The 23,164-nt window shown below is 50.9% G+C and carries 26 protein-coding genes; all 26 read left to right on the top strand.

What is annotated here, in order from left to right; all coding sequences use genetic code 11:
• Positions 1-40 precede the first annotated feature (40 nt).
• The gene (dprA, locus tag ACFO9Q_RS01240) at positions 41-1,162 is read left to right on the top strand and encodes a DNA-processing protein DprA (RefSeq protein ID WP_379177810.1); all 1,122 of its coding nucleotides are present in this window, start codon (positions 41-43) and stop codon (positions 1,160-1,162) included.
• Between the two features lie 27 nt (positions 1,163-1,189).
• A complete protein-coding gene (gene topA / locus ACFO9Q_RS01235; RefSeq protein WP_379177808.1) occupies positions 1,190-3,283 on the top strand; it encodes a type I DNA topoisomerase in 2,094 nt (697 codons plus the stop codon).
• 35 nt (positions 3,284-3,318) lie between these two features.
• A complete protein-coding gene (gene trmFO, locus ACFO9Q_RS01230; RefSeq protein ID WP_379177806.1) occupies positions 3,319-4,653 on the top strand; it encodes an FADH(2)-oxidizing methylenetetrahydrofolate--tRNA-(uracil(54)-C(5))-methyltransferase TrmFO in 1,335 nt (444 codons plus the stop codon).
• A 21-nt stretch (positions 4,654-4,674) separates the two neighbouring features.
• On the top strand, positions 4,675-5,220 hold the full coding sequence (hslV, locus tag ACFO9Q_RS01225; protein WP_379177804.1) for an ATP-dependent protease subunit HslV: 546 nt from the start codon (positions 4,675-4,677) through the stop codon (positions 5,218-5,220).
• 31 nt (positions 5,221-5,251) lie between these two features.
• Entirely contained in the window at positions 5,252-6,655 is a 1,404-nt protein-coding gene (gene hslU, locus ACFO9Q_RS01220; protein ID WP_379177802.1) for an ATP-dependent protease ATPase subunit HslU, read from the top strand.
• 28 nt (positions 6,656-6,683) lie between these two features.
• Positions 6,684-7,457 carry a GTP-sensing pleiotropic transcriptional regulator CodY gene (codY, locus tag ACFO9Q_RS01215; protein ID WP_379177800.1) on the top strand — a complete coding sequence of 258 codons (774 nt, stop codon included), beginning with the start codon at positions 6,684-6,686 and terminating at the stop codon, positions 7,455-7,457.
• Positions 7,458-7,684: 227 nt separating this feature from the next.
• Positions 7,685-8,098, top strand: a complete 414-nt coding sequence (gene flgB / locus ACFO9Q_RS01210) for a flagellar basal body rod protein FlgB (protein WP_379177798.1) — start codon at positions 7,685-7,687, stop codon at positions 8,096-8,098.
• A 2-nt stretch (positions 8,099-8,100) separates the two neighbouring features.
• The gene (gene flgC / locus ACFO9Q_RS01205) at positions 8,101-8,550 is read left to right on the top strand and encodes a flagellar basal body rod protein FlgC (RefSeq protein WP_379177796.1); all 450 of its coding nucleotides are present in this window, start codon (positions 8,101-8,103) and stop codon (positions 8,548-8,550) included.
• A gap of 27 nt (positions 8,551-8,577) precedes the next feature.
• Entirely contained in the window at positions 8,578-8,883 is a 306-nt protein-coding gene (gene fliE / locus ACFO9Q_RS01200; RefSeq protein WP_379177794.1) for a flagellar hook-basal body complex protein FliE, read from the top strand.
• A gap of 42 nt (positions 8,884-8,925) precedes the next feature.
• On the top strand, positions 8,926-10,494 hold the full coding sequence (gene fliF, locus ACFO9Q_RS01195) for a flagellar basal-body MS-ring/collar protein FliF (protein ID WP_379177792.1): 1,569 nt from the start codon (positions 8,926-8,928) through the stop codon (positions 10,492-10,494).
• A 12-nt stretch (positions 10,495-10,506) separates the two neighbouring features.
• Entirely contained in the window at positions 10,507-11,520 is a 1,014-nt protein-coding gene (gene fliG / locus ACFO9Q_RS01190; RefSeq protein WP_379177790.1) for a flagellar motor switch protein FliG, read from the top strand.
• The gene (locus ACFO9Q_RS01185) at positions 11,513-12,355 is read left to right on the top strand and encodes a FliH/SctL family protein (protein ID WP_379177788.1); all 843 of its coding nucleotides are present in this window, start codon (positions 11,513-11,515) and stop codon (positions 12,353-12,355) included. The genes fliG and ACFO9Q_RS01185 overlap by 8 nt, the downstream gene beginning before the upstream one ends.
• Positions 12,342-13,670, top strand: coding sequence for a flagellar protein export ATPase FliI (gene fliI, locus ACFO9Q_RS01180; protein WP_379178032.1), 1,329 nt, complete (start codon positions 12,342-12,344; stop codon positions 13,668-13,670). The genes ACFO9Q_RS01185 and fliI overlap by 14 nt, the downstream gene beginning before the upstream one ends.
• A 9-nt stretch (positions 13,671-13,679) precedes the next feature.
• Positions 13,680-14,126, top strand: coding sequence for a flagellar export protein FliJ (fliJ, locus tag ACFO9Q_RS01175; RefSeq protein WP_379177786.1), 447 nt, complete (start codon positions 13,680-13,682; stop codon positions 14,124-14,126).
• 46 nt (positions 14,127-14,172) lie between these two features.
• The gene (locus ACFO9Q_RS01170) at positions 14,173-15,060 is read left to right on the top strand and encodes a MotE family protein (protein WP_379178030.1); all 888 of its coding nucleotides are present in this window, start codon (positions 14,173-14,175) and stop codon (positions 15,058-15,060) included.
• 33 nt (positions 15,061-15,093) lie between these two features.
• Positions 15,094-16,548 (top strand): flagellar hook-length control protein FliK, encoded by a 1,455-nt coding sequence (locus ACFO9Q_RS01165; RefSeq protein ID WP_379177784.1) that lies wholly within the window; start codon positions 15,094-15,096, stop codon positions 16,546-16,548.
• Between the two features lie 54 nt (positions 16,549-16,602).
• Positions 16,603-17,088 carry a flagellar hook capping FlgD N-terminal domain-containing protein gene (locus tag ACFO9Q_RS01160; protein WP_379177782.1) on the top strand — a complete coding sequence of 162 codons (486 nt, stop codon included), beginning with the start codon at positions 16,603-16,605 and terminating at the stop codon, positions 17,086-17,088.
• Complete coding sequence (locus ACFO9Q_RS01155; protein ID WP_379177780.1) at positions 17,085-17,468, top strand: TIGR02530 family flagellar biosynthesis protein; 384 nt, start codon at positions 17,085-17,087, stop codon at positions 17,466-17,468. Before ACFO9Q_RS01160 ends, ACFO9Q_RS01155 begins: the two co-directional genes overlap by 4 nt.
• Positions 17,469-17,553: 85 nt before the next feature.
• A complete protein-coding gene (gene flgG, locus ACFO9Q_RS01150) occupies positions 17,554-18,369 on the top strand; it encodes a flagellar basal body rod protein FlgG (protein WP_379177778.1) in 816 nt (271 codons plus the stop codon).
• Between the two features lie 66 nt (positions 18,370-18,435).
• Positions 18,436-18,663 (top strand): flagellar FlbD family protein, encoded by a 228-nt coding sequence (locus ACFO9Q_RS01145; RefSeq protein WP_379177776.1) that lies wholly within the window; start codon positions 18,436-18,438, stop codon positions 18,661-18,663.
• Entirely contained in the window at positions 18,660-19,127 is a 468-nt protein-coding gene (locus ACFO9Q_RS01140) for a flagellar basal body-associated FliL family protein (protein ID WP_379177774.1), read from the top strand. The genes ACFO9Q_RS01145 and ACFO9Q_RS01140 overlap by 4 nt, the downstream gene beginning before the upstream one ends.
• Before the next feature lie 37 nt (positions 19,128-19,164).
• Positions 19,165-20,166, top strand: a complete 1,002-nt coding sequence (fliM, locus tag ACFO9Q_RS01135) for a flagellar motor switch protein FliM (protein WP_379177772.1) — start codon at positions 19,165-19,167, stop codon at positions 20,164-20,166.
• A complete protein-coding gene (gene fliY / locus ACFO9Q_RS01130) occupies positions 20,156-21,379 on the top strand; it encodes a flagellar motor switch phosphatase FliY (protein WP_379177770.1) in 1,224 nt (407 codons plus the stop codon). The genes fliM and fliY overlap by 11 nt, the downstream gene beginning before the upstream one ends.
• A gap of 19 nt (positions 21,380-21,398) precedes the next feature.
• Complete coding sequence (locus ACFO9Q_RS01125) at positions 21,399-21,761, top strand: response regulator (RefSeq protein ID WP_156280733.1); 363 nt, start codon at positions 21,399-21,401, stop codon at positions 21,759-21,761.
• Between the two features lie 6 nt (positions 21,762-21,767).
• Positions 21,768-22,412 carry a flagellar biosynthetic protein FliO gene (locus tag ACFO9Q_RS01120; RefSeq protein ID WP_379177767.1) on the top strand — a complete coding sequence of 215 codons (645 nt, stop codon included), beginning with the start codon at positions 21,768-21,770 and terminating at the stop codon, positions 22,410-22,412.
• Positions 22,413-22,458: 46 nt separating this feature from the next.
• Positions 22,459-23,157, top strand: coding sequence for a flagellar type III secretion system pore protein FliP (fliP, locus tag ACFO9Q_RS01115; protein WP_379178028.1), 699 nt, complete (start codon positions 22,459-22,461; stop codon positions 23,155-23,157).
• Positions 23,158-23,164: the final 7 nt, after the last annotated feature.

The following is a 23,164-nucleotide window of genomic DNA, read 5'->3' as shown; positions in this document are numbered from 1 at the left end:
AGAATGCAAGACCGGGCCGCCTATGAGGGGATGACCGGATATGAACCAGAAGAATGAATGCCGAGAGATGATTATTAGACTTCATGAGACGCCGAATATCGGTTGGCATACGATTAACAAGGCGGTATCAGCTGCCATGTGGCAAGACGATCGGAACATGCGGGCAGAGAGATGGAGGGAGCTTGGCCTGAAGCCGCAGCAAGCGAATGCGGCAGCTGCAGCGATGCAGATGAGCTATGAGAAGGTCGAGAAGCTATATGAGCAGGTGGGAGCGACAATCGTTACCTATATGGATGAAGAGTATCCTGAACCTCTGAAGCAGATTGCTGATTATCCTTGGGTGCTGTATGCGAAGGGTCGAATAGAGCTGCTCACTAGGCCGCTGCTGGCAATTGTCGGCACCCGCGTTCCAAGTGCGTATGGTAAGCACACAACGATGAAGCTCGCGGAGGAGCTCTCGCATGAGTACTTGACGATTGTAAGTGGACTCGCCAGCGGAGTGGATAGTCTCGCACATGAGGCTGCATTGAAGGGTCCAGGCAGCACGATTGCTGTGATGGGGACCGGGATCAATGAGGTCTACCCCCCGAATCATCAGTCCTTATACCGAAGGATTGCCGAGCAGGGACTTGTCATTACGGAGACACCGATGGGTGTGAAGCTCCATCCAGGCATGTTCCCGCTGCGCAATCGGATCATAGCAGGGATGACTTTTGGAACAATCGTAGTCGAGGCGGCTGTGAGCAGCGGTTCGCTTATTACCGCTGATATGGCCATACAGGCTTCTCGAGAGGTGTTCGCGGTTCCAGGTCCTATCAACTCTCCGAAGAGTGTGGGCACGAATCATTTGATTCGAGACAGCGGGGCTAAGCTGATCACAAGCGCAGCGGATGTGATTGCGGAGCTGACTCCTCTTCAGGGGCAGCTAGAGAAGCTCCGGAGAGAGGCTGCCGCAGGAGGCAGAAGCGCTCGTGCAGCGGAGCCTATCCTAACCGAAGAAGAAGACAGACTATACAGAATTTTGCAAGAAAAGCCGTTAACTATGAATGAACTACACGAGCTGTCTGCCCTTCCGTTTGGACATTTGAACGCACTTCTGATAAATTTAACTATAAAACGGAAGATCCAGCAGCAATCCGGTTCAATATATATGGCATTGTAGCAACAGTGGAGAGAGGAGGCGCCTACCGTGGCAGATTCATTAGTTATCGTCGAATCACCGGCCAAAGCGAAAACTATCGGCAAATATTTGGGAAGCAAGTTTATCGTTAAGGCTTCCATGGGCCATATTCGCGATTTGCCGAAGAGCCAGATTGGCGTCGAGGTGGAGAATGATTTTCACCCCAAATATATAACGATTCGAGGCAAAGGCAGCGTCCTGAAGGAATTGAAGGATGCAAGCAAAAAAGTAAAAAAAGTCTATCTGGCGGCTGACCCGGATCGCGAAGGTGAAGCGATTGCGTGGCATCTGGCGCATTATCTGGATCTGGATGAGTCGGATACTTGCCGGGTCGTCTTCAATGAGATAACGAAGCAAGCCGTGAAGGATGCCTTCAAGACACCGCGGAAGATTGATATGGATCTTGTGAATGCGCAGCAAGCGCGAAGAATACTAGATCGCTTGGTCGGCTACAAGATCAGTCCGCTTCTGTGGAAAAAGGTGAAAAAAGGGCTGTCCGCTGGACGGGTGCAATCGGTTACCGTGAAGCTCATTATCGACCGTGAGAATGAGATCGATGCCTTCATTCCGGAGGAATATTGGTCCATTACCGCGGGGCTGAAGCAGAATGGCACGTCCTTCGATGCCAAGTACCATTCCATTGGCGGCGAGAAGCGCGAGCTTGGCAGTGAAGCTGAGATGCAAGCCGTGCTGGATGCAATGGGCGATAACACCTTCACCGTATCGGAAGTGAAGGAGAAGGAACGGCTGCGCAACCCGGCACCTCCCTTCATTACGAGCTCCCTGCAGCAGGAAGCGGCTCGTAAGCTGGGCTTCCGGGCATCGAAGACGATGTCGGTCGCTCAGCAGCTCTACGAGGGTGTGGATCTAGCCAAGGAAGGTACGGTTGGTCTCATTACCTATATGCGTACGGATTCAACCAGAATCTCTCCGGTCGCACAGGAAGAGGCGAAGGAGTACATTACGGAGAAGTATGGCGCGCCCTTCTTCCCAGAGCAGCCGAGAGTCTATACGAAGAAGAATAGCAATTCGCAGGATGCGCATGAGGCGATTCGTCCGACGTCAATTCTTCGTGATCCGGAGACGATGAAGCCTTATCTAAGCCGTGATCAACATAGACTATACAAGCTGATCTGGGAGAGATTCGTCTCCTCCCAGATGTCATCCGCAGTGCTCGATACGATGACAGTTGATCTGCAGTCCGGAGACGTTACCTTCCGCGCTACCGGATCTAAGGTGAAGTTCCCGGGCTTCATGAAGGTCTATGTGGAAGGGAACGATGACGGCACCGTAGAGGAAGAGAAGTTCTTGCCTCCCATTGCGGTCGGTGATGTCGTTCAGACCGATACGATAGAGCCGAAGCAGCACTTCACGCAGCCGCCTCCGCGTTATACGGAAGCACGGCTGGTGCGCACGCTCGAAGAGCTGGGGATAGGTCGTCCAAGTACTTATGCCCCTACGCTGGAGACGGTTCAGAAGCGCGGCTATGTCGCAATTGAAGAGAAGAAGTTCATGCCTACGGAGCTGGGAGAGCTCGTCATTCAGCTAATGGAGGAGTTCTTCCCCGAGATTCTTGATGCCGAGTTCACCGCTCACATGGAGGGAGATCTTGACCATGTGGAGGAAGGCAAGCAGGACTGGGTGAAGGTGCTGGCCGCCTTCTACGAGTCGTTCGAGAAGCGTCTTGAAGTAGCTGAGGAAGAGATGAAGGAGATCGAGATTCAAGATGAGGTGTCCGACGAGATCTGTGAGAAGTGCGGACGCCATCTCGTCTACAAGATGGGCCGGTTCGGCAAGTTCCTAGCTTGCTCAGGCTTCCCGGATTGCAGGAATACGAAGCCCATTGTCAAGGATATCGGCGTTCATTGTCCGAAGTGCGCGGAAGGCAAGATTATTGAGCGCCGCAGCAAGAAGGGCAGAATCTTCTATGGCTGCGATCAATATCCGGGCTGTGACTATGTCTCCTGGGATAAGCCATCCGGCAAGCCATGTCCGAAGTGTGAGACAATGCTTGTAGAGAAGCGGAACAAGAACGGCACCAGGCTGCAATGTACCGCCTGTGACTATTCGGAAGAGCTGCCTGAAGAGCACGAGCAAGCATAGATTATTTTTCATCAATAGAGAGGCAGGTATTTGTTTTGTCTGAATTTCCAACTGTAACCGTCATCGGCGCAGGTCTGGCCGGCAGCGAGGCTGCATGGCAGATTGCCGCGCAAGGTGTCAATGTAATTCTATATGAGATGCGTCCGGTGTCGAAGACACCGGCTCACCATACCGATCAATTCGCAGAGCTCGTCTGCAGCAACAGCCTTCGCGCGAATGGGCTGGCTAATGCGGTAGGCGTGCTCAAGGAAGAGATGCGCCGGCTGGATTCCTTAATACTAGGCTGCGCGGACCGTAATGCGGTACCTGCAGGAGGAGCGCTTGCGGTCGACCGTGACGGCTTCTCCGGTGAAGTGACGAGGCTCCTGAAGGAGCATCCGCTCATTGAGGTGCGTAATGAAGAAGTGAGCGAGATTCCGAAGGACGGTCTGGTCGTCATTGCGACAGGACCGCTCACAGCGCCAGCCTTGTCGGCGCAGATCAGGGATCTGCTCGGAGAGGAGTACTTCTACTTCTACGACGCAGCTGCTCCGATCGTAGAGAAGGACTCCATCGACATGAGCAAGGTGTATCTGGCATCCAGATATGATAAGGGTGAAGCAGCTTACCTCAACTGCCCGATGACGGAAGAGGAGTTCAATATCTTCCATGAAGCCTTAGTCACAGCTGAGAAGGCAGAGATTAAGGACTTCGAGAAGGAAGTATACTTCGAAGGCTGTATGCCAATAGAAGTAATTGCTTCCCGCGGCAAGCAGACCGTACTGTTCGGACCAATGAAGCCGGTCGGGCTAGTTAATCCGCATACAGGCAAGCTGCCTCACGCCGTTATCCAGCTTCGCCAGGATAATGCAGCCGGTACGCTGTACAACCTGGTTGGCTTCCAGACCCACTTGAAGTGGGGCGAGCAGAAGCGTGTATTCTCGCTCATTCCTGGCCTTGAGAATGCAGAGTTTGTCAGATACGGTGTCATGCACCGCAATACGTTCATCAATTCTCCGCGAGCGCTGCGTCCGACGTACCAGCACAAGGAACGGGATACGCTGTTCTTCGCCGGTCAGATGACAGGCGTAGAGGGTTACGTAGAATCGGCAGCATCCGGGCTTGTAGCAGGCCTTAACGCTGCGCGAGTGGCGAAGGGTCTAGAGCCGGTTGTCCTCCCTTCAGATACGACGCTTGGTTCAATGGCGCAATATATTACGACAGCGGACTTCAAGCACTTCCAACCGATGAATGCGAACTTCGGCCTGTTCCCTCCGCTGGAGAAGCGGCTGAAGAGCAAGAAGGAGAAGAATGAAGCGATCGCGAATCGCGCCTTGGAAGGACTGGAGCGGTTCAAGCAAGATGAGCTCGGGTATGTAACGCAAATCTAATCATGCTGGAGGCTGAATCACATGGAAATGCAATTTCATGCGACTACCATCTGCGCTGTTCGCCATAATGGCAAGGGTGCTATTGCAGGGGACGGTCAGGTCACATTCGGGAACAGCATGGTTATGAAGAGTTCGGCCAAGAAGGTAAGAAGGCTGTATCGCGGGCAAGTGGCCGCCGGCTTCGCCGGATCTGTCGCTGACGCGATCACCCTATTCGAGAAGTTCGAGGCGAAGCTTGAAGAGCATCACGGCAATCTGCAGCGTGCAGCGGTGGAGCTCGCCAAGGAATGGCGTTCTGACCGTGTGCTGCGCCGGCTGGAAGCGATGATGCTCGTCATGGATAAGGAAGGCTTGCTGCTCATCTCAGGCAATGGTGAGATCATTGAACCGGATGACGGCATCCTTGCAATCGGGTCAGGCGGCAGCTTCGCGCTATCAGCAGCTCGAGCACTGAAGCGGCATGCAGTCGACTTGACCGCTGCAGAGATGGCTCGTTCGTCGCTGGAGGTCGCAGCTGACATCTGTGTATATACGAATCGCAACATTATTGTCGAAGAGATTGGCTGACCATTCTATTCAAGGCGGAGGGGATCCATTCATGGTGAATGAAGCGCTGACACCGCGGCAGATCGTCGCAGAGCTGGACAAATATATTGTGGGTCAGAAGGCGGCCAAGCGCTCAGTCGCAATTGCGCTGCGCAATCGGTATCGCCGTAGCCGGCTCGAGGAATCGATACGCGATGAGATCGTTCCGAAGAACATTCTAATGATTGGACCAACCGGTGTCGGCAAGACCGAGATTGCCCGCCGCCTGGCGAAGCTGGTGCATGCACCGTTCGTGAAGGTCGAAGCGACGAAGTTCACAGAGGTCGGATATGTCGGCCGTGATGTGGAATCGATGGTGCGTGATCTCGTCGAGACCTCAATACGGATGGTGAAGCTAGAGAAGACCGAGAAGGTGAAGGACCGTGCGGAGAAGCTGGCTAATGAGCGTATCGTCACCCTGCTTGTCCCTTCCCGAGCGAAGACCAAGTCACAGAAAAATCCGTTCGAGATGCTGTTCGGCAATCAGCAGTCCTCCAATGAATCGGTTGAGGAGCCTGAGCATGACGAGACGATTATTCATAAACGCAAGGACATAAAAGAACAGCTGGCTGCGGGGCTTCTCGAGAATGAAGTAATCGAGATCGAGGTGGAGGATACTTCTCCCAATATGCTCGACATGCTGTCCGGCCAAGGGCCTGAAGGAATGGGCGGCATGAATATGCAGGAGATGCTGGGGCAGTTCATGCCGAAGCGGACGAAGAAGCGCAAGCTTCCAGTTAGAGAAGCGCGCAAGGTACTGACGCTGGAGGAAGCTGGGAAGCTGATCGACATGGACGATGTCATTGCGGAGTCTGTCCAGCGGGCGGAGCAGTCCGGCATTATTTTCATCGATGAGATTGATAAGATTGCCAGCCCTTCCCGAGGGTCAGGGCCTGATGTGTCCCGTGAAGGGGTACAGCGCGATATTCTGCCAATCGTCGAAGGCTCGACGGTGATGACGAAGTATGGTCCGGTCAAGACGGACTATGTCCTGTTCATCGCAGCAGGCGCGTTCCATATTGCGAAGCCGGCTGACCTCATACCGGAGCTTCAAGGGCGGTTCCCCATTCGGGTGGAACTCACGAGCCTAAGTCTCGATGACTTCATCAGTATATTGAAGGAACCGAAGAACGCTCTGACGAAGCAATATGCTGCCTTGCTGCAGACGGAAGGCATTCACATTGAATTCTCCGATGAGGCGATTAAGGAGCTGGCTTCCATTGCAGCAGACGTGAATCGGAATACGGAGAACATTGGTGCAAGAAGATTGCATACGATCCTGGAAAAGCTGCTGGAGGACTTATCCTTCGAAGCGCCTGATCTGAATCTGGAAGAGATGACCATAACGCCTGAATATGTGCGTGACAAGCTGGCCAGCATTGCGCAGAATCGCGATCTGAGCCAATATATACTGTAAGTGTAAGCAGCTTCTGGGAGGCAATGGCATGACGTTATTAACCAAGACAAGAACGCTTAATCGACTGCTGCAGAGAGCAGCAGGGAAGGCGTTGAACTTCCGCGAGATGGCCGAGGTATTATGCAGTACGATACAGACGAACGTATTCGTCGTCAGCCGCAGAGGGAAAATTCTAGGCTGTGCGGCTGCAGGCGTATATGAGCATGATGCGATGCGCGCGATGTCTGTGGAGGAGCTGAGATTCCCTATTGACAGCAATGCAAGGTTCCTAGACCTGCAGGAGCCTGTCACCAATGTGCAGCCGGATGTCGGCGTCAGCCGGACATTCCCTCCGCTCGGCAATCAGGAAGTGATGACAGTCGTCCCCATCATCGGTGGAGGCGACCGGCTAGGTACGCTCGTGCTCACAAGAGAGAGCGGGTCCTTCGATGATGATGATCTTATCCTAGCGGAATATGGCTCCACGATTGTCGGCATGGAGATCTTGCGCGAGCGGGCTGAAGAGGTAGAACAAGAGGCACGCAGCCGTGCTGTTGTGGCCGTGGCTGTCGGCTCTCTCTCCTTCAGTGAGCTCGAAGCGGTAGACCATATATTTGAGGAGCTCGACGGCAAGGAAGGCCTGCTCGTCGCTTCTAAGATAGCTGATCGTGTAGGCATTACCCGGTCAGTCATCGTGAACGCGCTGCGCAAGCTGGAGAGCGCTGGTGTAATTGAGACGAGATCGCTTGGCATGAAGGGAACCTATATCAAAATATTGAATCACCAGCTGCTTCAAGAGCTAAGTAAATTAAAATCAAGCTAAAATTTAAAATCGGGACTATATGCCCAGTTGAAACCCTATCTTAATAAAAGATAGGGCTTTTTTCTTATTGTAATAAAATAGGAAATTGATGAAGATTAGCATATCGGCAAAAGTCGACAGATTCGTCTCATTTTTTTAATTTTTCCTGTCGAACTTAGCAGGAATGAGCGATATTCTGTTGAATAGTAAAATGAGAAATCTCTCATCAGGAAAGTGGTGAATACAACGTGAATTTGTTAAATGGCGCAGCATTTGGCAGGTTAGAAGGTTCTCTACAAGCAGCCGAAATGCGGCAGCGCGTCATCTCTGACAATGTGGCTAACGCAGATACGCCTAATTTCAAGCGATCCGAGGTTGTTTTCGAAGAATTACTGACGAAGCAAATGGGCACTGGACAAGAGACCAAGCTGAATGGCAGAAGAACGGACACGAAGCATATGGTCATTGGCGCTCCCAGTGAGCAGCCTCTAGCTGCCGTTGTTCGTGAAGATCGCACGCTCATGAACAATAACAAAAATAATGTCGACATTGATCGTGAAATGTCGCTCCTTGCGAAAAATCAGCTTCGGTATAACTTCTATGTTCAACAGATTAATCATGATGTCACGATGATGAGAACCGCGATTGAGGGGAGAGGTTAATAGTGAAGATTACGAATGGCTTCGACATTAGCGCTTCAGCCTTAACCGCTCAGCGGTTAAGAATGGATGTCATCTCGTCCAATATCGCTAATGCCGAAACGACAAGAGCCAGCTATGTGAATGGAGAATTCATTCCGTATAAGCGCAAGATGGTTGTACTCGAGCCGATGCAGCGTAAGTTCTCCGATGTGCTGGGAGAGCAGTTAGGAACCGGCACTTCAGCTCCTGGTGTGAAGGTGAGCCGTGTAGTGGAAGATCAGACACCGACTAAGCTAGTCTACAATCCTACTCATCCCGACGCGGACGCGAAGGGGTATGTTCATATGCCTAATGTGGATGTGACGAAGGAAATGGTTGATATGATTGCAGCGTCCCGTTCCTATGAAGCGAATGTAACGGCGCTGAATGCATCCAAGTCCATGTTCATGAAGGCTATGGAAATCGGCAGATAACTTACAGAAGGAGGATAACGATACTTCATGATTCAACCTATCACACTTCAGGCTGTTCAGCCCGCTAACACGCTAGGACAAGCAGCCAAGATGCAGGCGACGCCAGCACAGCTAACCCAGTCGTTCGGAGATTATCTCGAGCAAGCCATCAACGGGGTTAGCGCCCAAGAACAAAACGTACATAAAATGAACGATAAATTCATTATCGGCGAAGTGGATGTATCAGCGGTCATGATCGCCTCAGAGCAAGCCCAGCTTAGCCTGCAGCTTACTTCACAGATTCGCAACAAAATGGTAGAGGCCTACCAAGAAATTATGCGAATGCAGGTATAATCGCAGCCGTGCTGCGGCAAAGAATTTGGGTGAGGTGACAACGTGAACGAGAGATTCGCCCAATATCGAGGAAGACTCGGACAGTTTTGGAGTCAGATGGGCAAAAAACAGAAGATTTGGTTAGGTGCAACAGTTGGAGTATTGATTCTATCTCTCATAATTCTAACATTAATTTTTACTAAGACTGATTATGAAGTTGCCTTCCAAAACTTAGATACAACGGATGCAGCAGCTATTATGACCCATCTAGATGCGAGCGGAATTCCATATGAGCTCGGTGCGAACGGACAGACGATCTCCGTCCCTAGTGCGGTAGCATCTAAGGTGAAGGTCGATGTTGGGTCTCAGGGCCTAGTTCAGAATGGATCCATTGGATTCGAATCCTTCGAGCAGTCTTCATCACAGTTCGGTACGACGGAGAATGAATTCAATGTCAAATACCGCAACGCATTGAACGGAGAGATTCAACAGCTGCTTAACGGCATGCAAGGTGTTCAGAGCTCGAATGTGCTCGTTAATCTTCCCGAAGACAGTGTCTTCTTAACAACGGAAGAAGCGGAGCGCGCTTCTGCTTCCATCATGCTGAAGTTCACTGGCGGCTATCGTCCTTCTCAGAAGGAAGTAGACGGATACTTCAATCTAGTGAAGACGGCTGTTCCCAATCTAGCAATCGAGGATATTACCATCTCTAGTCCGCAAGGCGAGCTGCTTCCTTCAGAGACGAACGGGGACGCAGCAGGCAATGCGGAGACGGTCAATGCACAGTTCCAAATTCAACGGAAGTATGAAACCGATCTTAAGAAAAACCTTCAGCAGTTCCTCGGTCCAATCGTTGGTTCGGATAACCTGGTCATCAGTGTAACCAGCTCCTTAAACTTCGAGAAAAGGACGACGAAGGAAGATCTCGTTCGACCGCTGGCTGATAACGACAATAACGGAATTATTATTAGTGAAGAAGTGAAGAGCAGCTCCTCAACAAATACGGACGGAGCGTCCGGTGGAGTAGCAGGCACTGGCGAGACCGATGTTCCTGGCTATCAAGCGGCAAACGGCTCGGGCGAATCGGCTTCCGAAGATAATTCTAGAATTACCAATTATGATGTAGATCGCATCACGAACAATATACTCTCCAGCCCCTATGTAGTCAGCGACTTATCGATCAGTGTTGGAGTGGAGAAGGATAAGCTGGATGAAGAGACGAGAGCGGGCTTTGAGAGAGTCTTGAAGTCTGTCGTGATCGCACAGCTAGCTGCTTCAGGACAGAACGTTAATGATGACGTGCTAATTAGCAAAAAGGTTTCACTCATCGCGCAGAACTTTGCTGAAGGCAGTGACTCCTCAACAAGCGGATTATCAATGGCTTGGATCGCAGGCCTAGGTATTGCTGCGCTTGCTATAATCGGTGGTCTAATCTTCGTCATTGCTCGAAGACGCAAGCAAGCGGAAGAGGAAGAGCTTGAACTCTCCGCACCGGCTAAGCTTGAATATCCGACTCTGGATATCGAGACGCTTCAAAATGACAGTCAAGCACGTAAAAATCTTGAAACATTGGCCAAACGCAAGCCAGATGAGTTCGTCAATCTTCTTCGTACTTGGCTAGTGGAGGAATAGAGGTGGCTATTCATGGCTAAATTCGCAGCAGGACTGAGCGGCCGCCAAAAGGCCGCCATTCTATTGATCACATTAGGGCCTGAAGTATCCGCACAAATCTTCAAGCACTTAAGAGAAGAAGAGATCGAACAGCTCACGCTTGAGATTGCTAATGTGCGCAAGGTCGACAGTACGGAGCGGGATACGATTCTAAGCGAGTTCCATCAAATCTGCATGGCACAAGAATATATTTCGCAGGGCGGGATTGCTTATGCCAAAGAGATTTTGGAGAAGGCGCTTGGAGAGAACAGAGCTGTAGAAGTCATTAACCGGTTGACGGCAACACTGCAGGTACGGCCGTTTGATTTTGCCAGAAAAGCAGAGCCTGCCCAGATTCTTAACTTCATTCAAAATGAGAACTCGCAAACGATTGCCTTGGTGTTGTCCTATCTGCAATCGGAGCAGTCCTCTCAAATTCTATCTTCACTGCCGCAAGAGAAGCAGGCGGACGTTGCTCGCAGAGTTGCACTCATGGACAGCACCTCTCCTGAAGTCATCTCGCAAGTGGAGCGGGTGCTTGAGCAGAAGCTGTCAGCAACCGTAACGCAAGATTATAACAACGCCGGCGGTATTGATTCGATCGTTCAAATATTGAACGGAGTCGACCGTGGAACGGAACGTACGATCTTGGATGCGCTAGAGATACAAGATCCCGAGCTGGCTGAAGAGATCAAGAAGCGGATGTTCGTCTTCGAGGATATCGTCAATGTGGACAACCGTTCCATCCAGCGCATTGTGCGTGATATTGAGAACTCTGATCTGCAGCTTGCCCTTAAGGTGGCGAGTGAAGAGGTGCGTGAAGCCATCTTCCGTAACATGTCCAAGCGTATGGCTGAGACATTCAAGGAAGAGATGGAATTCATGGGACCTGTTCGCTTGCGTGATGTGGAAGAAGCACAGACCCGTATCGTGGCTACGATTCGCCGACTGGAAGAGTCCGGTGAGATTATCATAGCTCGCGGCGGAGGGGATGATATCATTGTCTAACTTAATCAAGTCAGCACACGTCGTGCCGCTTGAAGAGCTTAAGCAGCTGCAATCTATTACCCATCATTCACTAGATTCAAACAACTTGGAACAACAAATTATTGAAAATATTGAACCAGTGCCTGATGAGGAGACGATCTCACTAAGAGATCAGATTCTAGCTGATGCGAAGCAATTCGCGGAAGAGCAAGTTAGAGCGGCCAGCGAGCAGAGCGAGCAGCAATTGAAGCAGGCTGAAGAGGACATCTCTGCCTGGTGGGAAGAGCGGCGATCTCAAGACGAATTCGTCATCGTAACTGCCCAGCAGGATGGCTACTCTCAAGGCTATGCGGACGGTCAAGCTGCAGCGGAGGCTGATCTCAAGGCGCAGTGGGAGCATAGACTCGCGGAAGCGAGCGGGATCTTGCAGACGTCCTATCAGATGAGAGAGCAAATCATTCAAGAGTCAGAGCCCTTCCTAGTAGAACTCAGTATCGCAATCGCTGAGAAGGTAATTGGAGAGCAGCTTACCGTCTCGCCGTCGATTGCCATTGATCTTATTCGGAAGTCACTCAGCCGCAGACGTGAGCAAGGGGTCATTGCCTTGTGTGTAGCTCCTTCACAGCTAGCCTTCGTTCAAGCCGCAAGGGAGGAGCTGAATCTAGCGATTGACTCTCAAGCTGAGCTGCAGATTCTGCCTGACTCAACGGTGAAGGACAGCGGCTGTGTCATACGTTCAGCCTACGGGAGTATCGATTCACGGATTGACACCCAGCTAGCTGAGATTAAGCGTGAACTGATGAGTCTTGCACTTGATCAATCATCGGAGCGAGGGCAATCCCATGCAATCGATTAAGCTGGACGTCGCGAAGTATATCGAGCATCTGCGCCCGCTGGATACGGTGCGGGTTAACGGCAAGGTCACTCAGGTCATTGGACTAACTGTAGAATCGGAAGGTCCGCCGGATGCAAGTATCGGTGATGTGTGTCTCATCTATCCTTCCAAGTCGCAGAAGCCGCTTAAGGCGGAAGTGGTAGGCTTCCGAGAGAACAAGGTTATCCTAATGCCTCTCGGTGATCTTCAAGCCATTAGTCCTGGCTGTGACGTAGTCGGAACGGGCAAGCCATTATCTGTGCAGGTCGGCTCAGAGCTGCTTGGCAAGGTGCTTGACGGACTCGGAAGACCGCTGGACGGTTCCTACCTTCCTAGCCGAATGCCTCACAGCTCCACTTACAATGAACCAAGCAATCCGCTCAGTCGTCCGAGGGTGCTGGAGCCTCTAGGTATCGGAGTTCGTGCGATTGACGGACTCCTCACCGTAGGGCGAGGACAGAGGGTAGGCATCTTCGCAGGCTCTGGTGTTGGGAAGAGTACGCTGCTAGGCATGATTGCCAGGAACACAACAGCTGATGTGAACGTCATCGCTCTCATCGGTGAGCGCGGCCGTGAAGTGCTGGAATTCATCGAGAAGGACTTAGGGCCTGAAGGGCTCGCACGCTCAGTCGTCATCGTAGCTACCTCCGATCAGCCGGCACTTATCCGGATGAAGGGTGCTCTAATCGCAACTACCATTGCGGAATACTTCAGAGACCGCGGTCTGAACGTTATGCTCATGATGGATTCCGTCACAAGGTATGCGATGGCGATGCGTGAGGTTGGTCTTGCTATCGGCGAGCCCCCTGCAACGAGAGGCTATACGCCATCGGTATTCGCCAATCTGCCTAAGCTGCTCGAACGAGCAGGTACCGGTCCGACTGGCTCCATTACTGCCTTCTACACGGTGCTAGTGGATGGAGACGATATGAATGAACCGATAGCGGACGCAGTCCGGGGCATACTTGACGGCCACATCGTGCTCACTCGAGAGCTGGCGAATAAGGGACACTTCCCAGCTATTGATATCTTGTCTTCGGTCAGCCGCGTCATGAAGGAGATCGTAACCGAGGACCAGCAGGATGCCGCTAATCAATTGAAGAGGTTGCTCGCTACTTATAAGGGTTCGGAGGATCTCATCAATATCGGGGCGTATCAACAAGGCTCGAATGAAGAAATTGATCTAGCCATGCAATATATTCCGTCCATACTGGCCTACACGAAGCAGAGGACGAATGAGAAGGTGACTCTCCAGGAGGCACAGGAACTACTACTTCAGGAATTCGGCGGGAGATGATGAAGGGTAATGAAGGGATTTCGTTATTCATATCAGAAAATCATCGATCTAAAAAGCAGTGAAAAATCCCAGGCGGAATGGGTGCTGTCATCCGCACTAACCAGGCTCCAAGCGGAGGAGATGTCACTCTCTGAGCTGAGGATGACGAGGCAGGAATGGGAATCGAAGCAGCTTCACTCTGCACAAGCTGGTGTCTCACTCTCCGAGCTGCAAACTGTACAGCACTATCTAGATTATATCGACAGCTGTATAGAGAAGAAAGCTCTAGATGTGAGAAGAGCGGAAGGAGCGGTATCCCTGAGCAGATCCGGTCTTAGCGACAAGGTTAAGGCCGAGAAGGTATGGCTTAGAGCGAAGGATACAGCGCAGCAGCGCTTCCGTTATACAGCACAGTTGAAGGAGCAGAACGAGCTGGATGAGCTCGCAACCGTCCGATACTTGGTGCAAGCCCAATAATTAGGCTGTGCCGTTTTCGGTAGAGGAGGACAACAGATTGGCAGGTATGGAGATGGAGAAGCAAGGCTATAGCGGATTTGAACGTTTTATGTTTTTTGTAACACCGATCTTATTCACCCTAGTACTGTTAGGCGTCCTGCTGACCCTGTTCAACTATGATATTCGCAACAAGGCGCTGGAGATTGGCAATCAGATTCCGCTCCTCAGTGATATGCTTCCTGAGCCGCAGGCTGCAAGTGGAGTGAAGATGGACGATAGCGAGCTGAAGACAGGTAAGCTGTCGGAGCTGCAGGCTGCGCTCACCGTGAAGGAGCGGGCACTCAATGAAGCAACTGCAGCCAAGGCGAAGCTGGATCAGAGCGTCAAGGAGCTTCAGAGCGAGATCGATCAATTGAAGCGAGTGAACGACGAGCAGGTGCTAGAGGATGAGCAGTATCAAGCGAAGGTGCAGGATCTGGCCAGCATGTATGCGAAGATCAATCCTTCGAAGGCGGCCCCGATTCTCGAGAGCATGACCTTGCCGGAGATGGTGCTGGTGCTGGATGCGATGAAGTCGGATGATCGGGTTCGCATTCTTGAGAAAATGAACCCGAAAACAGCTGCTGATGCAACAATCATGCTGAAGGATACCGTAACGGTCAAGGATCGTCAGATTGCAGCGCTTCAGGCTCGCCTCATCAAGCAGCAGCCGAGTAAGGCAATGGCAGCTTCCTCGACCTTGGATCAGGAACAGCTGAGCCAGACGTTCACTTCGATGGATGCAGAGAGTGCAGGGCAGCTGCTGATTACAATGGCCAATGTCAGCCCGAGCAAGGTGCTTCGTATACTGAATGCTGTCAATAACGAGACGAGATCTTCGATTCTATCAGAGATGTCTGCAATTAATGAGAGTATTACAGCGCAACTGGTGACGAAGCTGATGAACGGCAACTAATGAGCTCAGCCGAGAGGAGGTGACAATACAACGATGGAAATGATGATTCCAGGATTCACAGCTCCAACCAAGGCAGCCAGCAAGGCCTCCCAGCACAGCTCAAGCCATTCCTCGAAGACGCCCGGCAGCAATGGCTTCCAGAAGGCGCTTGTCCACCAGATGAACGGCAGTTCAGCTCGCGATAAGACGGCTCCGACAGACAATGAGGCCGATATGAAGCCTCTGAATGAAGGTGCAGCTGCAGAGCAAGACTCTGCTGTAGAAGGAATGGAGAGAGTGGTGAAGTCAGAGGGAGCTGCTGAGACGGTAAGCTTGGATGAAGCAGCTGGCGTCAAGGAACAGCTGCTGCCGTTAATCGACGAATTGCTAACCAAGCTAGGACTAAGTGACAGCGAAGTGTTAACGATGGATTCGCTTGAACAAGGTCTGGCTGAAGCAGCTGATGTGGAAGAGCTTGGTGACCTGCTTGACCAGCTGAATGCTCTCCTCGCACTGCTGGGAGCTGTGCCGGTCAAGGTACAGCCCGAAGTAGAAGTGCAATCAGAGAATGCCGAGTCTTCTGCTTCAAGGGGTGAGGAAGCCGCAGTGGCTGTGAAGGTAGGCTTGCAGAATGCGCTCCTGCAACTCCAGCAGCTTGTGGAGCAAGGACCGCTGCCGCGTATTCAGCATCAGGACAGCGAGGGACTTGTGAGTGAGCAGCTGGAAGCGTTGAATGCGATGCTAAGGACGGATAAGAAGGAGCCTGCGGCAGCAACAGCAAGCGCGAAGGATGCTGCGCCATTCACGGCTTCAACTCCAGTAGGTGCACAAGCTGCTGCACACTTAGAGCGGTTAAGCCAGCAAGTCATTCATCCTGCTGTGCTGACAGTCATTCAGCCAGAGGCTGGAGGTCAGTCAGCTGAATCTTCCCTCACGGAGGAGTCAGTGGCGGATGAGGCAGCCCCGGTCAGCTTGAATGCAGCATCCGCTCAAGATGCTTCGCTTAAGACGGCACCAGCCATTAGCCGTCCCATTACTCAATCCTATGTAATGGCGGACCAATTCGCTGAATCTATGACTGGACTCCTCGTACAGAAGTTCAACGTAACGACGGTGAATGGATTATCGGAAGCGAAGATCATGCTGTTCCCTGAACATATGGGACAGGTCGACGTGAAGATATCCGTACAGAATGGACAGCTGACGGCAATCTTCCAGACGGATACGCTCATGGCTAAGGATGCTCTGGAGAGCCAGATGATGCAGCTCCGCACAGCGCTGCAGAATCAAGGTCTGCATGTGGATAAGCTCGAAGTATCCCAAGGCGGACAAGCGGCTCAGATGTCTCAAGATGGTGGAGGCGGCCGCGGCAGCCAGCAATCCAGCTCTGGTCAATCCCATGGAGGAAGCGGATCGGCATCGGCTGAGACGATCTTCGAGGCAGAGATGGCCGAACAAGCTGCTATACAAGGGCTAGGCTTCGGAAGAGCGGTTAACGTGAAGGCATAGACAACGTGCAGTACCGATTGGAGAGTAATCTGGGTGGGATGGAGGTGAACGGATATGGCAGATGGAATCTCGACCCGCAATGTATGGCCCCACTACGATGCCGCGAATGTTCAGGCAGCGTCTGGGAAGAAGGATAACAACACACTCGGCAAGGATGACTTCTTGAAGATTCTTGTTACTCAGCTTCGTAATCAGGATCCGATGGAGCCGCTCAAGGACCGTGAATTCATCGCTCAGATGGCAGAGTTCACCTCAGTCGAGCAGCTGATGAATATGTCTGAGCAGCTTACGATGCTTCGTCAGAGCTTAGGTTCAGCTTCCAGTCTGATTGGGAAGACCGTGGAATGGAATGAGATGAATGAGAGCGGGGCAATTGAGCCTCAATCTGGTACAGTCGACTCCATCGTCCTTAGGGATGGCATTCAGTACGCTAAGGTGAAGGACAAGGAAGTCGCGCTGGAGTATCTGCTGTCCATCTCCGCTGGAGAGAGCAGTGAGAGTGCCGAGACGGATGCAGCTGAAGGGGGGACAACCCCGTGAGTGATTCCATCAAGATAGGACACTTATTTCCGCTAGGGACGCTGAATGGCGTTAAGCCTGCAGCTGCTAGCAGAACGAAGCCGAATGCAGGTAACTCAGAGTTCCAGAATCTGCTCCAAGCGAATGTGCTGAAGTTCAGCCATCATGCTGAAGTCAGAATGCAGCAGAGAGGCATTCAGCTGCAGCCGGAATCCCTGGTGAAGATAGCGAATGCAATCGATGACGCAGCGTCCAAGGGCGCAGTTGATTCCCTGATTGTCTATCGGGATCTAGCGATGATTGTGAACGTGCCGAGCCGAACCGTCGTAACCGCGATGGATGGGAACCAGATGAAGAGCAATGTTTTCACCAAGATTGATAGTGCTGTCATTATCTCGTAGGGCTGGTCCTGATAGAGGGAGCCCCGAGCTGTGGACCGACTGAAGCAGCTCATCCAATAGGAAGTACAAGGAGGATATTATACACATGCTTAGATCAATGTATTCCGGTGTATCGGGTATGCGCGGGTTCCAGACGAAGCTTGATGTCATCGGTAACAATATTGCCAATGTGAACACGACCGGGTTCAAGGCTGGACGAGTAATGTTCAAGGATATCTTGAGCCAATCTGTAGCTGGGGTTACCGCACCCGAGGAAGGTACTCAGGGCGGGGTGAATGCGAAGCAGATCGGACTCGGCGTAGCGATTGCTGCAATTGATACGCTTCATTCTCCAGGAAGTGCAATGACTACGAACCAGCCTACAGACCTGCGTATTGATGGAGATGGATTCTTCGCTGTATCTCAGGGCGATGGTCAAGAAGTTCCATACCTCACACGTGCTGGTAACTTCACACTGGATGCTAATCGTCAACTCGTTACCGCAGATGGATTGTTCGTACTATCTACAGATGGTGAGCCAATCGTCATTGGTGAAGACTCCACATCCTTCTCCATTGCACAGGATGGATCAGTTATTGAGATTACACCTGACGGAACAGAGACGAACTTCCAAGTTGGAATCATTAAGGTCGTTAATCCAAGCGGACTTGAGAAGATTGGCGGCAACATGTACCGTCTTACTCCTAATGCTAACCCTGAAGGTGAATTCGAGTATGTAGCGCCTAATGATCCTGAGCTCGGAACAGGAGCCATCATCGCCGGTCAGCTGGAGATGTCGAACGTAGACTTAACTGGCGAATTCACGGAGATGATCGTCGCACAGCGCGGATTCCAAGCGAACTCAAGAATTATTACAACTTCAGATGAGATTCTGCAAGAGATTGTTAACCTGAAGCGTTAAGCCGGGTAGCCAGCCTTAAGGGAGCGAGCTAATCTCGCTTCCTAAGGTCCTTAGAGGAGGTAGCTGATGATTGCTGTAACTCGCTTGAATGGAACGAAGCTAGTCATTAACGCTCTTCTCATTGAGATGATGGAAGAGACTCCCGATACGATGATTACGCTGACGACGGGAAAAAAAATACTCGTGCTTGAGAAAGCATCAGAAGTAACAGAGCTCATTGAGCGCTATCTTCGCACCATCGGCGTCTATGCGGCGGCCCAAAAGAGCGAAAAAACGGAGGGTCCTTCAACATGAAAAAGATGTTGCCATGGCTAGTTACGATATTGCTAGCCATCTCATTAATTGCCATCGTATCCGTCATTCTGTTCAATTCCTTCTTCGGTGAGAAGTCTGAGGAGACGGCAGGCAAGGAAGAAACAGTAACGATTAAGAAGCTGTCAGCAGACAAGCGGGTAGAAGTAACGTCCGAGCTCAAGGATTACAAGCGTAACCTTCTGGATACGGATTATCTGGTCGTACTGGATTTTGCTTTTCAACTCGACAGCAAGCATACGAAGGAAGAGTTCGACAAGCTGATGCAGATTGAAGTGAAGCCGATCATTAATCGGACAGTAGCGGATATGACTGCGGAGGAGCTGAATGGCTCCAAGGGTGAGGATATGCTCGAATCGAAGCTTCTTAACCTGATTAATCCCGTCCTTCCTGAAGGTAAGCTGATCAAGGTTGAGATAACGAACTTTATACTCCAAGAATTATAAATCTTGTTGCTGACATTGCTTGAAGGGGGTGAGAGATTTGGTTGATGTATTATCGCAGAATGAGATTGACGCGCTTCTGGCCGCTCTATCGTCCGGTGAGATGGATGCAGAGGACCTGAAGAAGGAAGATACGCAGAAAAAAGTGCGAATCTACGACTTCAAGCGAGCCGTTCGTTTCTCGAAGGATCATATTCGCAGCTTAACCCGCATACACGAGAACTTCGCGCGGTATTTAACAACCTATTTCTCAGCGCAGCTTCGCACATTTGTTCAGATTAATGTAGTTCAGGTCGAACAATTGCCTTATGACGAGTTCATTCGTTCGATTCCGAAGATGACCATCCTGAATATATTCGAGGCGGAGCCGCTGGAAGGACGCATGGTGCTTGAGGTGAATCCGAACGTCGCCTATGCGATGCTGGACCGGCTGTTAGGCGGCCAAGGCACGGCACCATCCAAGATTAATGCGTTAACTGAGATAGAAACAATCGTTATTGAGAAAATCTTCAGCAGAACGTTCGAAAGCTTGCAGGAGGCATGGAAAACGGTCATCGACATCTCGCCTCGCCTGGAGGCGCTGGAGACAAACCCGCAATTCATGCAGATTGTGTCTCCGAATGAGACCATTGCCTTAATCTCGCTGAGTACCAAAATCGGGGATACGACAGGCATGATTAACTTATGTATCCCGCATGTCGTCATCGAACCGATTATGCCTAGATTGTCTGCTCATCATTGGTTCGTATCGCAGAAGAAGGCGAGGGTTCCGGCAGAGGTTGAGATGCTAGAGCAGCGTGTAAGCAAGGCTAAGCTTCCAATCGTAGCTGAGCTAGGAGAATCATCCATATCCGTTCAAGAGTTCCTAGGCCTTAACATTGGCGATGTCATTACATTGAATAAGCCAATCGGCGAGGGATTGCACATTAAGGTAGGAGAAAAGCTGAAGTTCATTGGCAGTCCAGGGTCTATGAAGGAAAGATTGGCTGTGCAAGTGGATGAAGTAGTCAGCGAAGGAGCCGAAGAAGATTATGACGAGTAAAGATTATTTATCCCAAGAAGAGATTGACGCATTGCTTCGTCAATCCTCGAATGAGCCCGAGACGGTTCATCCGGTTGGTGGAGCGCCATTGTCCCACTACCTGAACCCAATTGAACAAGATGCTCTAGGTGAAATTGGCAATATCACGTTCGGCAGCGCAGCTACCGCTCTATCAACCTTGCTTGGCAAAAAAGTAGATATTACGACGCCGCAGGTTGATGTCATCGCTCGCGAGGACCTCGGCGATATATTCCCTAAGCCGCATGTTGCCGTTAGTGTTCAATATGTAGATGGATTCGAAGGCATCAATTCTCTTGTCATTAAGACGAAGGATGCCCAAGTCATTGCAGACCTCATGCTTGGCGGAGAAGGCAATATTGAAGTAGAAGAGCTCAATGAGATTCATATCAGCGCCGTTCAGGAAGCGATGAATCAGATGATGGGATCATCAGCCACATCGATGTCAACCATCTTCAATCGCTTCGTCAATATCTCACCCCCAGGCATTGATATTCTGGATGTGAATGAAGGCGAGGGGCTTGGTCATCTGCCTCCTGTAGATGTATTCATCAAGATATCGTTCCGACTCATGATTGGGGACTTGATTGATTCAACCATTATGCAGCTCCTTCCGGTGTCGTTCGCGAAGCAGATGGTTGCGACGCTCATGGGAGGAAGTGAAGAGGAAGCAAGTGCAGCGGTCGAAGCGCCTCCTGCAGCTGCAGCGGTTGCAGCAGCTCCTCCGCAGGCAGGGCAAGGTGCACCTTCAGTTCCTCAGCAGCAGCAGCAAGGAATGGCCGCGCCTCAAGGAGGGTTCATGCCGCCGATGGGCTACGAACTGCCTATGCAGCCTCAGGGACCGCATACATATGGTCAGATGACGAGCCGTAATATCAACGTGCAGCCTGTACAATTTGCGGGCTTCAACCAGAATCCTTACGTACATCAAGAGGACACGAACCTTAATTTATTACTCGACATTCCTCTTAAGGTAACGGTAGAATTAGGAAGAACTCAGAAGCAAATTAAGGATATTCTCGAATTATCCCAAGGCTCAATCATAGAGCTGGACAAGCTTGCCGGTGAACCGGTAGACATTCTTGTGAACAACAAGTTGATTGCTAAGGGAGAGGTTGTCGTCATTGATGAGAACTTCGGGGTTCGGGTTACAGACATCGTCAGCCAATGGGATCGCATTCAAAAATTACAATAACTAGCAGGGGGAAATGAAGATGGCAAACCGCATTCTAATCGTAGACGACGCAGCATTCATGCGCATGATGATCCGAGACATCTTATCCAAGAACGGTTACGAGGTCGTCGGTGAAGCCCAAGATGGTGCTCAGGCGGTTGAGAAGTATAAGGAGCTTAAGCCGGACTTAATTACGATGGATATTACGATGCCTGAGATGGATGGCATCTCTGCACTTAAAGAGATTAAGAAGCTGGATGGCAATGCGAAAGTCATTATGTGTTCGGCTATGGGCCAGCAAGCGATGGTTATTGATGCTATTCAAGCAGGTGCCAAGGACTTCATCGTGAAGCCGTTCCAGGCGGACCGTGTTATTGAAGCAATTAAGAAGACGCTAGGCTAGCACAAGATGAGACTAGTGAAGCACGCAGCCCTATTACTCGCCTGGATGAGCATATTAGCATGGCCCGGAATGGCTGCAGCGGATTCCCTTAACGGGAATAACTCCAGCAGTATCGACGGACAGCCTACCATTCCAAGCTCAGGCAATCTATTAGGAAGCTTCATCTGGGTCATTGTCTCTCTAGTTATCGTCATCACCTTAATTATATTCGTGATCAAGTGGCTGTCTCAGCGCAACCGGGTGTGGGGTTCGAATCAACGTTCGCTCCGCACGCTCGGAGGAATTGCGCTGGGGCAGAACAAGTCCATGCAGGTCATTGAATTAGGCGGCAAGCTGTATGTCGTAGGTGTGGGTGAGGAGATTACACTCCTTGATAAGATTGACAAGCCAGAGGAAGTTGAATTGATAGTGGATATGTTCGAACAGAAGGCATCCAACAATTGGCAAGGCAGCAATCTCGGCACGCTAATTAATAAGTTGCGAGATAGAGTCGGAAGGCAGTCAGAGAGCAAGGAAGAGTGGAATACGCAGAGCAGCTTCCAGCATGTCTTGCAAGATAAGTTGAACCAGCAGGCTACCCACAAGCAGAAGCTTGAGAGCTTGCTTAAGGATTCCAAATCAGATGATCGGTTGATGGATGATGAAAAATAAATACTTAATTGCCTTGACCCTTGTTCAGCTGCTGGCACTCTTCATAATGCCTGCTGCCTTCGCTGAACCGCTGCCGAATGTCAGCATCAATGTAGGGGATGGAAGCGAAGAGCCTAACACCAGTGCGCTGTCCATTCTGTTACTTATTACCGTATTAAGTATTGCTCCTGGCATTCTAGTATTAATGACAAGCTTCACTAGAATCGTTGTTGTACTAGGCTTCGTCCGTACTTCACTCGGTACGCAGCAGATGCCTCCCAATCAAGTTCTGGTTGGCTTAGCCTTGTTCTTGACACTCTTCATCATGGCGCCTACCTTCTCACAAGTGAATGAGGTGGCCCTGCAGCCCTATCTGAAGGGAGAGATTACGCAGACCGAAGCGTTCAAGCAAGCGGCCGATCCGATGAAGAAGTTCATGTTCTCGCATACAAGAGAGAAGGATCTCATTCTCTTCATGAATTATACGAAGACAGAGAAGCCAAGCTCGTACAAGGATATTCCGATAACCGTGCTAATCCCTGCCTATGCAATAAGTGAGCTGAAGACAGCGTTCCAGATGGGCTTCATGATCTTCATCCCGTTCCTCGTAATTGACATGATTGTATCTAGTACACTCATGGCGATGGGGATGATGATGCTGCCGCCCGTTATGATCTCGCTGCCGTTCAAGCTGCTGCTGTTCGTCATGGTAGACGGCTGGTATCTAATCGTTCGATCATTATTGCTTAGCTTCAATACAGGTTAAGGACGGC

The organism is Paenibacillus sp. GCM10023252 (assembly GCF_042653305.1).
GTDB lineage: Bacteria > Bacillota > Bacilli > Paenibacillales > Paenibacillaceae > Pristimantibacillus.
This window is presented reverse-complemented; position numbering and strand designations above follow the sequence as displayed.

Coding starts and splice junctions, on each gene's coding strand:
- dprA (WP_379177810.1), top strand. CDS start 41: ATGAACCAGAAGAATGAATGCCGAGAGATGATTATTAGACTTCATGAG.
- hslV (WP_379177804.1), top strand. CDS start 4,675: ATGGAAATGCAATTTCATGCGACTACCATCTGCGCTGTTCGCCATAAT.
- hslU (WP_379177802.1), top strand. CDS start 5,252: ATGGTGAATGAAGCGCTGACACCGCGGCAGATCGTCGCAGAGCTGGAC.
- codY (WP_379177800.1), top strand. CDS start 6,684: ATGACGTTATTAACCAAGACAAGAACGCTTAATCGACTGCTGCAGAGA.
- fliE (WP_379177794.1), top strand. CDS start 8,578: ATGATTCAACCTATCACACTTCAGGCTGTTCAGCCCGCTAACACGCTA.
- fliG (WP_379177790.1), top strand. CDS start 10,507: ATGGCTAAATTCGCAGCAGGACTGAGCGGCCGCCAAAAGGCCGCCATT.
- fliI (WP_379178032.1), top strand. CDS start 12,342: ATGCAATCGATTAAGCTGGACGTCGCGAAGTATATCGAGCATCTGCGC.
- fliJ (WP_379177786.1), top strand. CDS start 13,680: ATGAAGGGATTTCGTTATTCATATCAGAAAATCATCGATCTAAAAAGC.
- ACFO9Q_RS01170 (WP_379178030.1), top strand. CDS start 14,173: ATGGAGATGGAGAAGCAAGGCTATAGCGGATTTGAACGTTTTATGTTT.
- ACFO9Q_RS01165 (WP_379177784.1), top strand. CDS start 15,094: ATGGAAATGATGATTCCAGGATTCACAGCTCCAACCAAGGCAGCCAGC.
- ACFO9Q_RS01160 (WP_379177782.1), top strand. CDS start 16,603: ATGGCAGATGGAATCTCGACCCGCAATGTATGGCCCCACTACGATGCC.
- flgG (WP_379177778.1), top strand. CDS start 17,554: ATGCTTAGATCAATGTATTCCGGTGTATCGGGTATGCGCGGGTTCCAG.
- ACFO9Q_RS01145 (WP_379177776.1), top strand. CDS start 18,436: ATGATTGCTGTAACTCGCTTGAATGGAACGAAGCTAGTCATTAACGCT.
- ACFO9Q_RS01140 (WP_379177774.1), top strand. CDS start 18,660: ATGAAAAAGATGTTGCCATGGCTAGTTACGATATTGCTAGCCATCTCA.
- fliY (WP_379177770.1), top strand. CDS start 20,156: ATGACGAGTAAAGATTATTTATCCCAAGAAGAGATTGACGCATTGCTT.
- ACFO9Q_RS01125 (WP_156280733.1), top strand. CDS start 21,399: ATGGCAAACCGCATTCTAATCGTAGACGACGCAGCATTCATGCGCATG.
- ACFO9Q_RS01120 (WP_379177767.1), top strand. CDS start 21,768: ATGAGACTAGTGAAGCACGCAGCCCTATTACTCGCCTGGATGAGCATA.
- fliP (WP_379178028.1), top strand. CDS start 22,459: ATGCCTGCTGCCTTCGCTGAACCGCTGCCGAATGTCAGCATCAATGTA.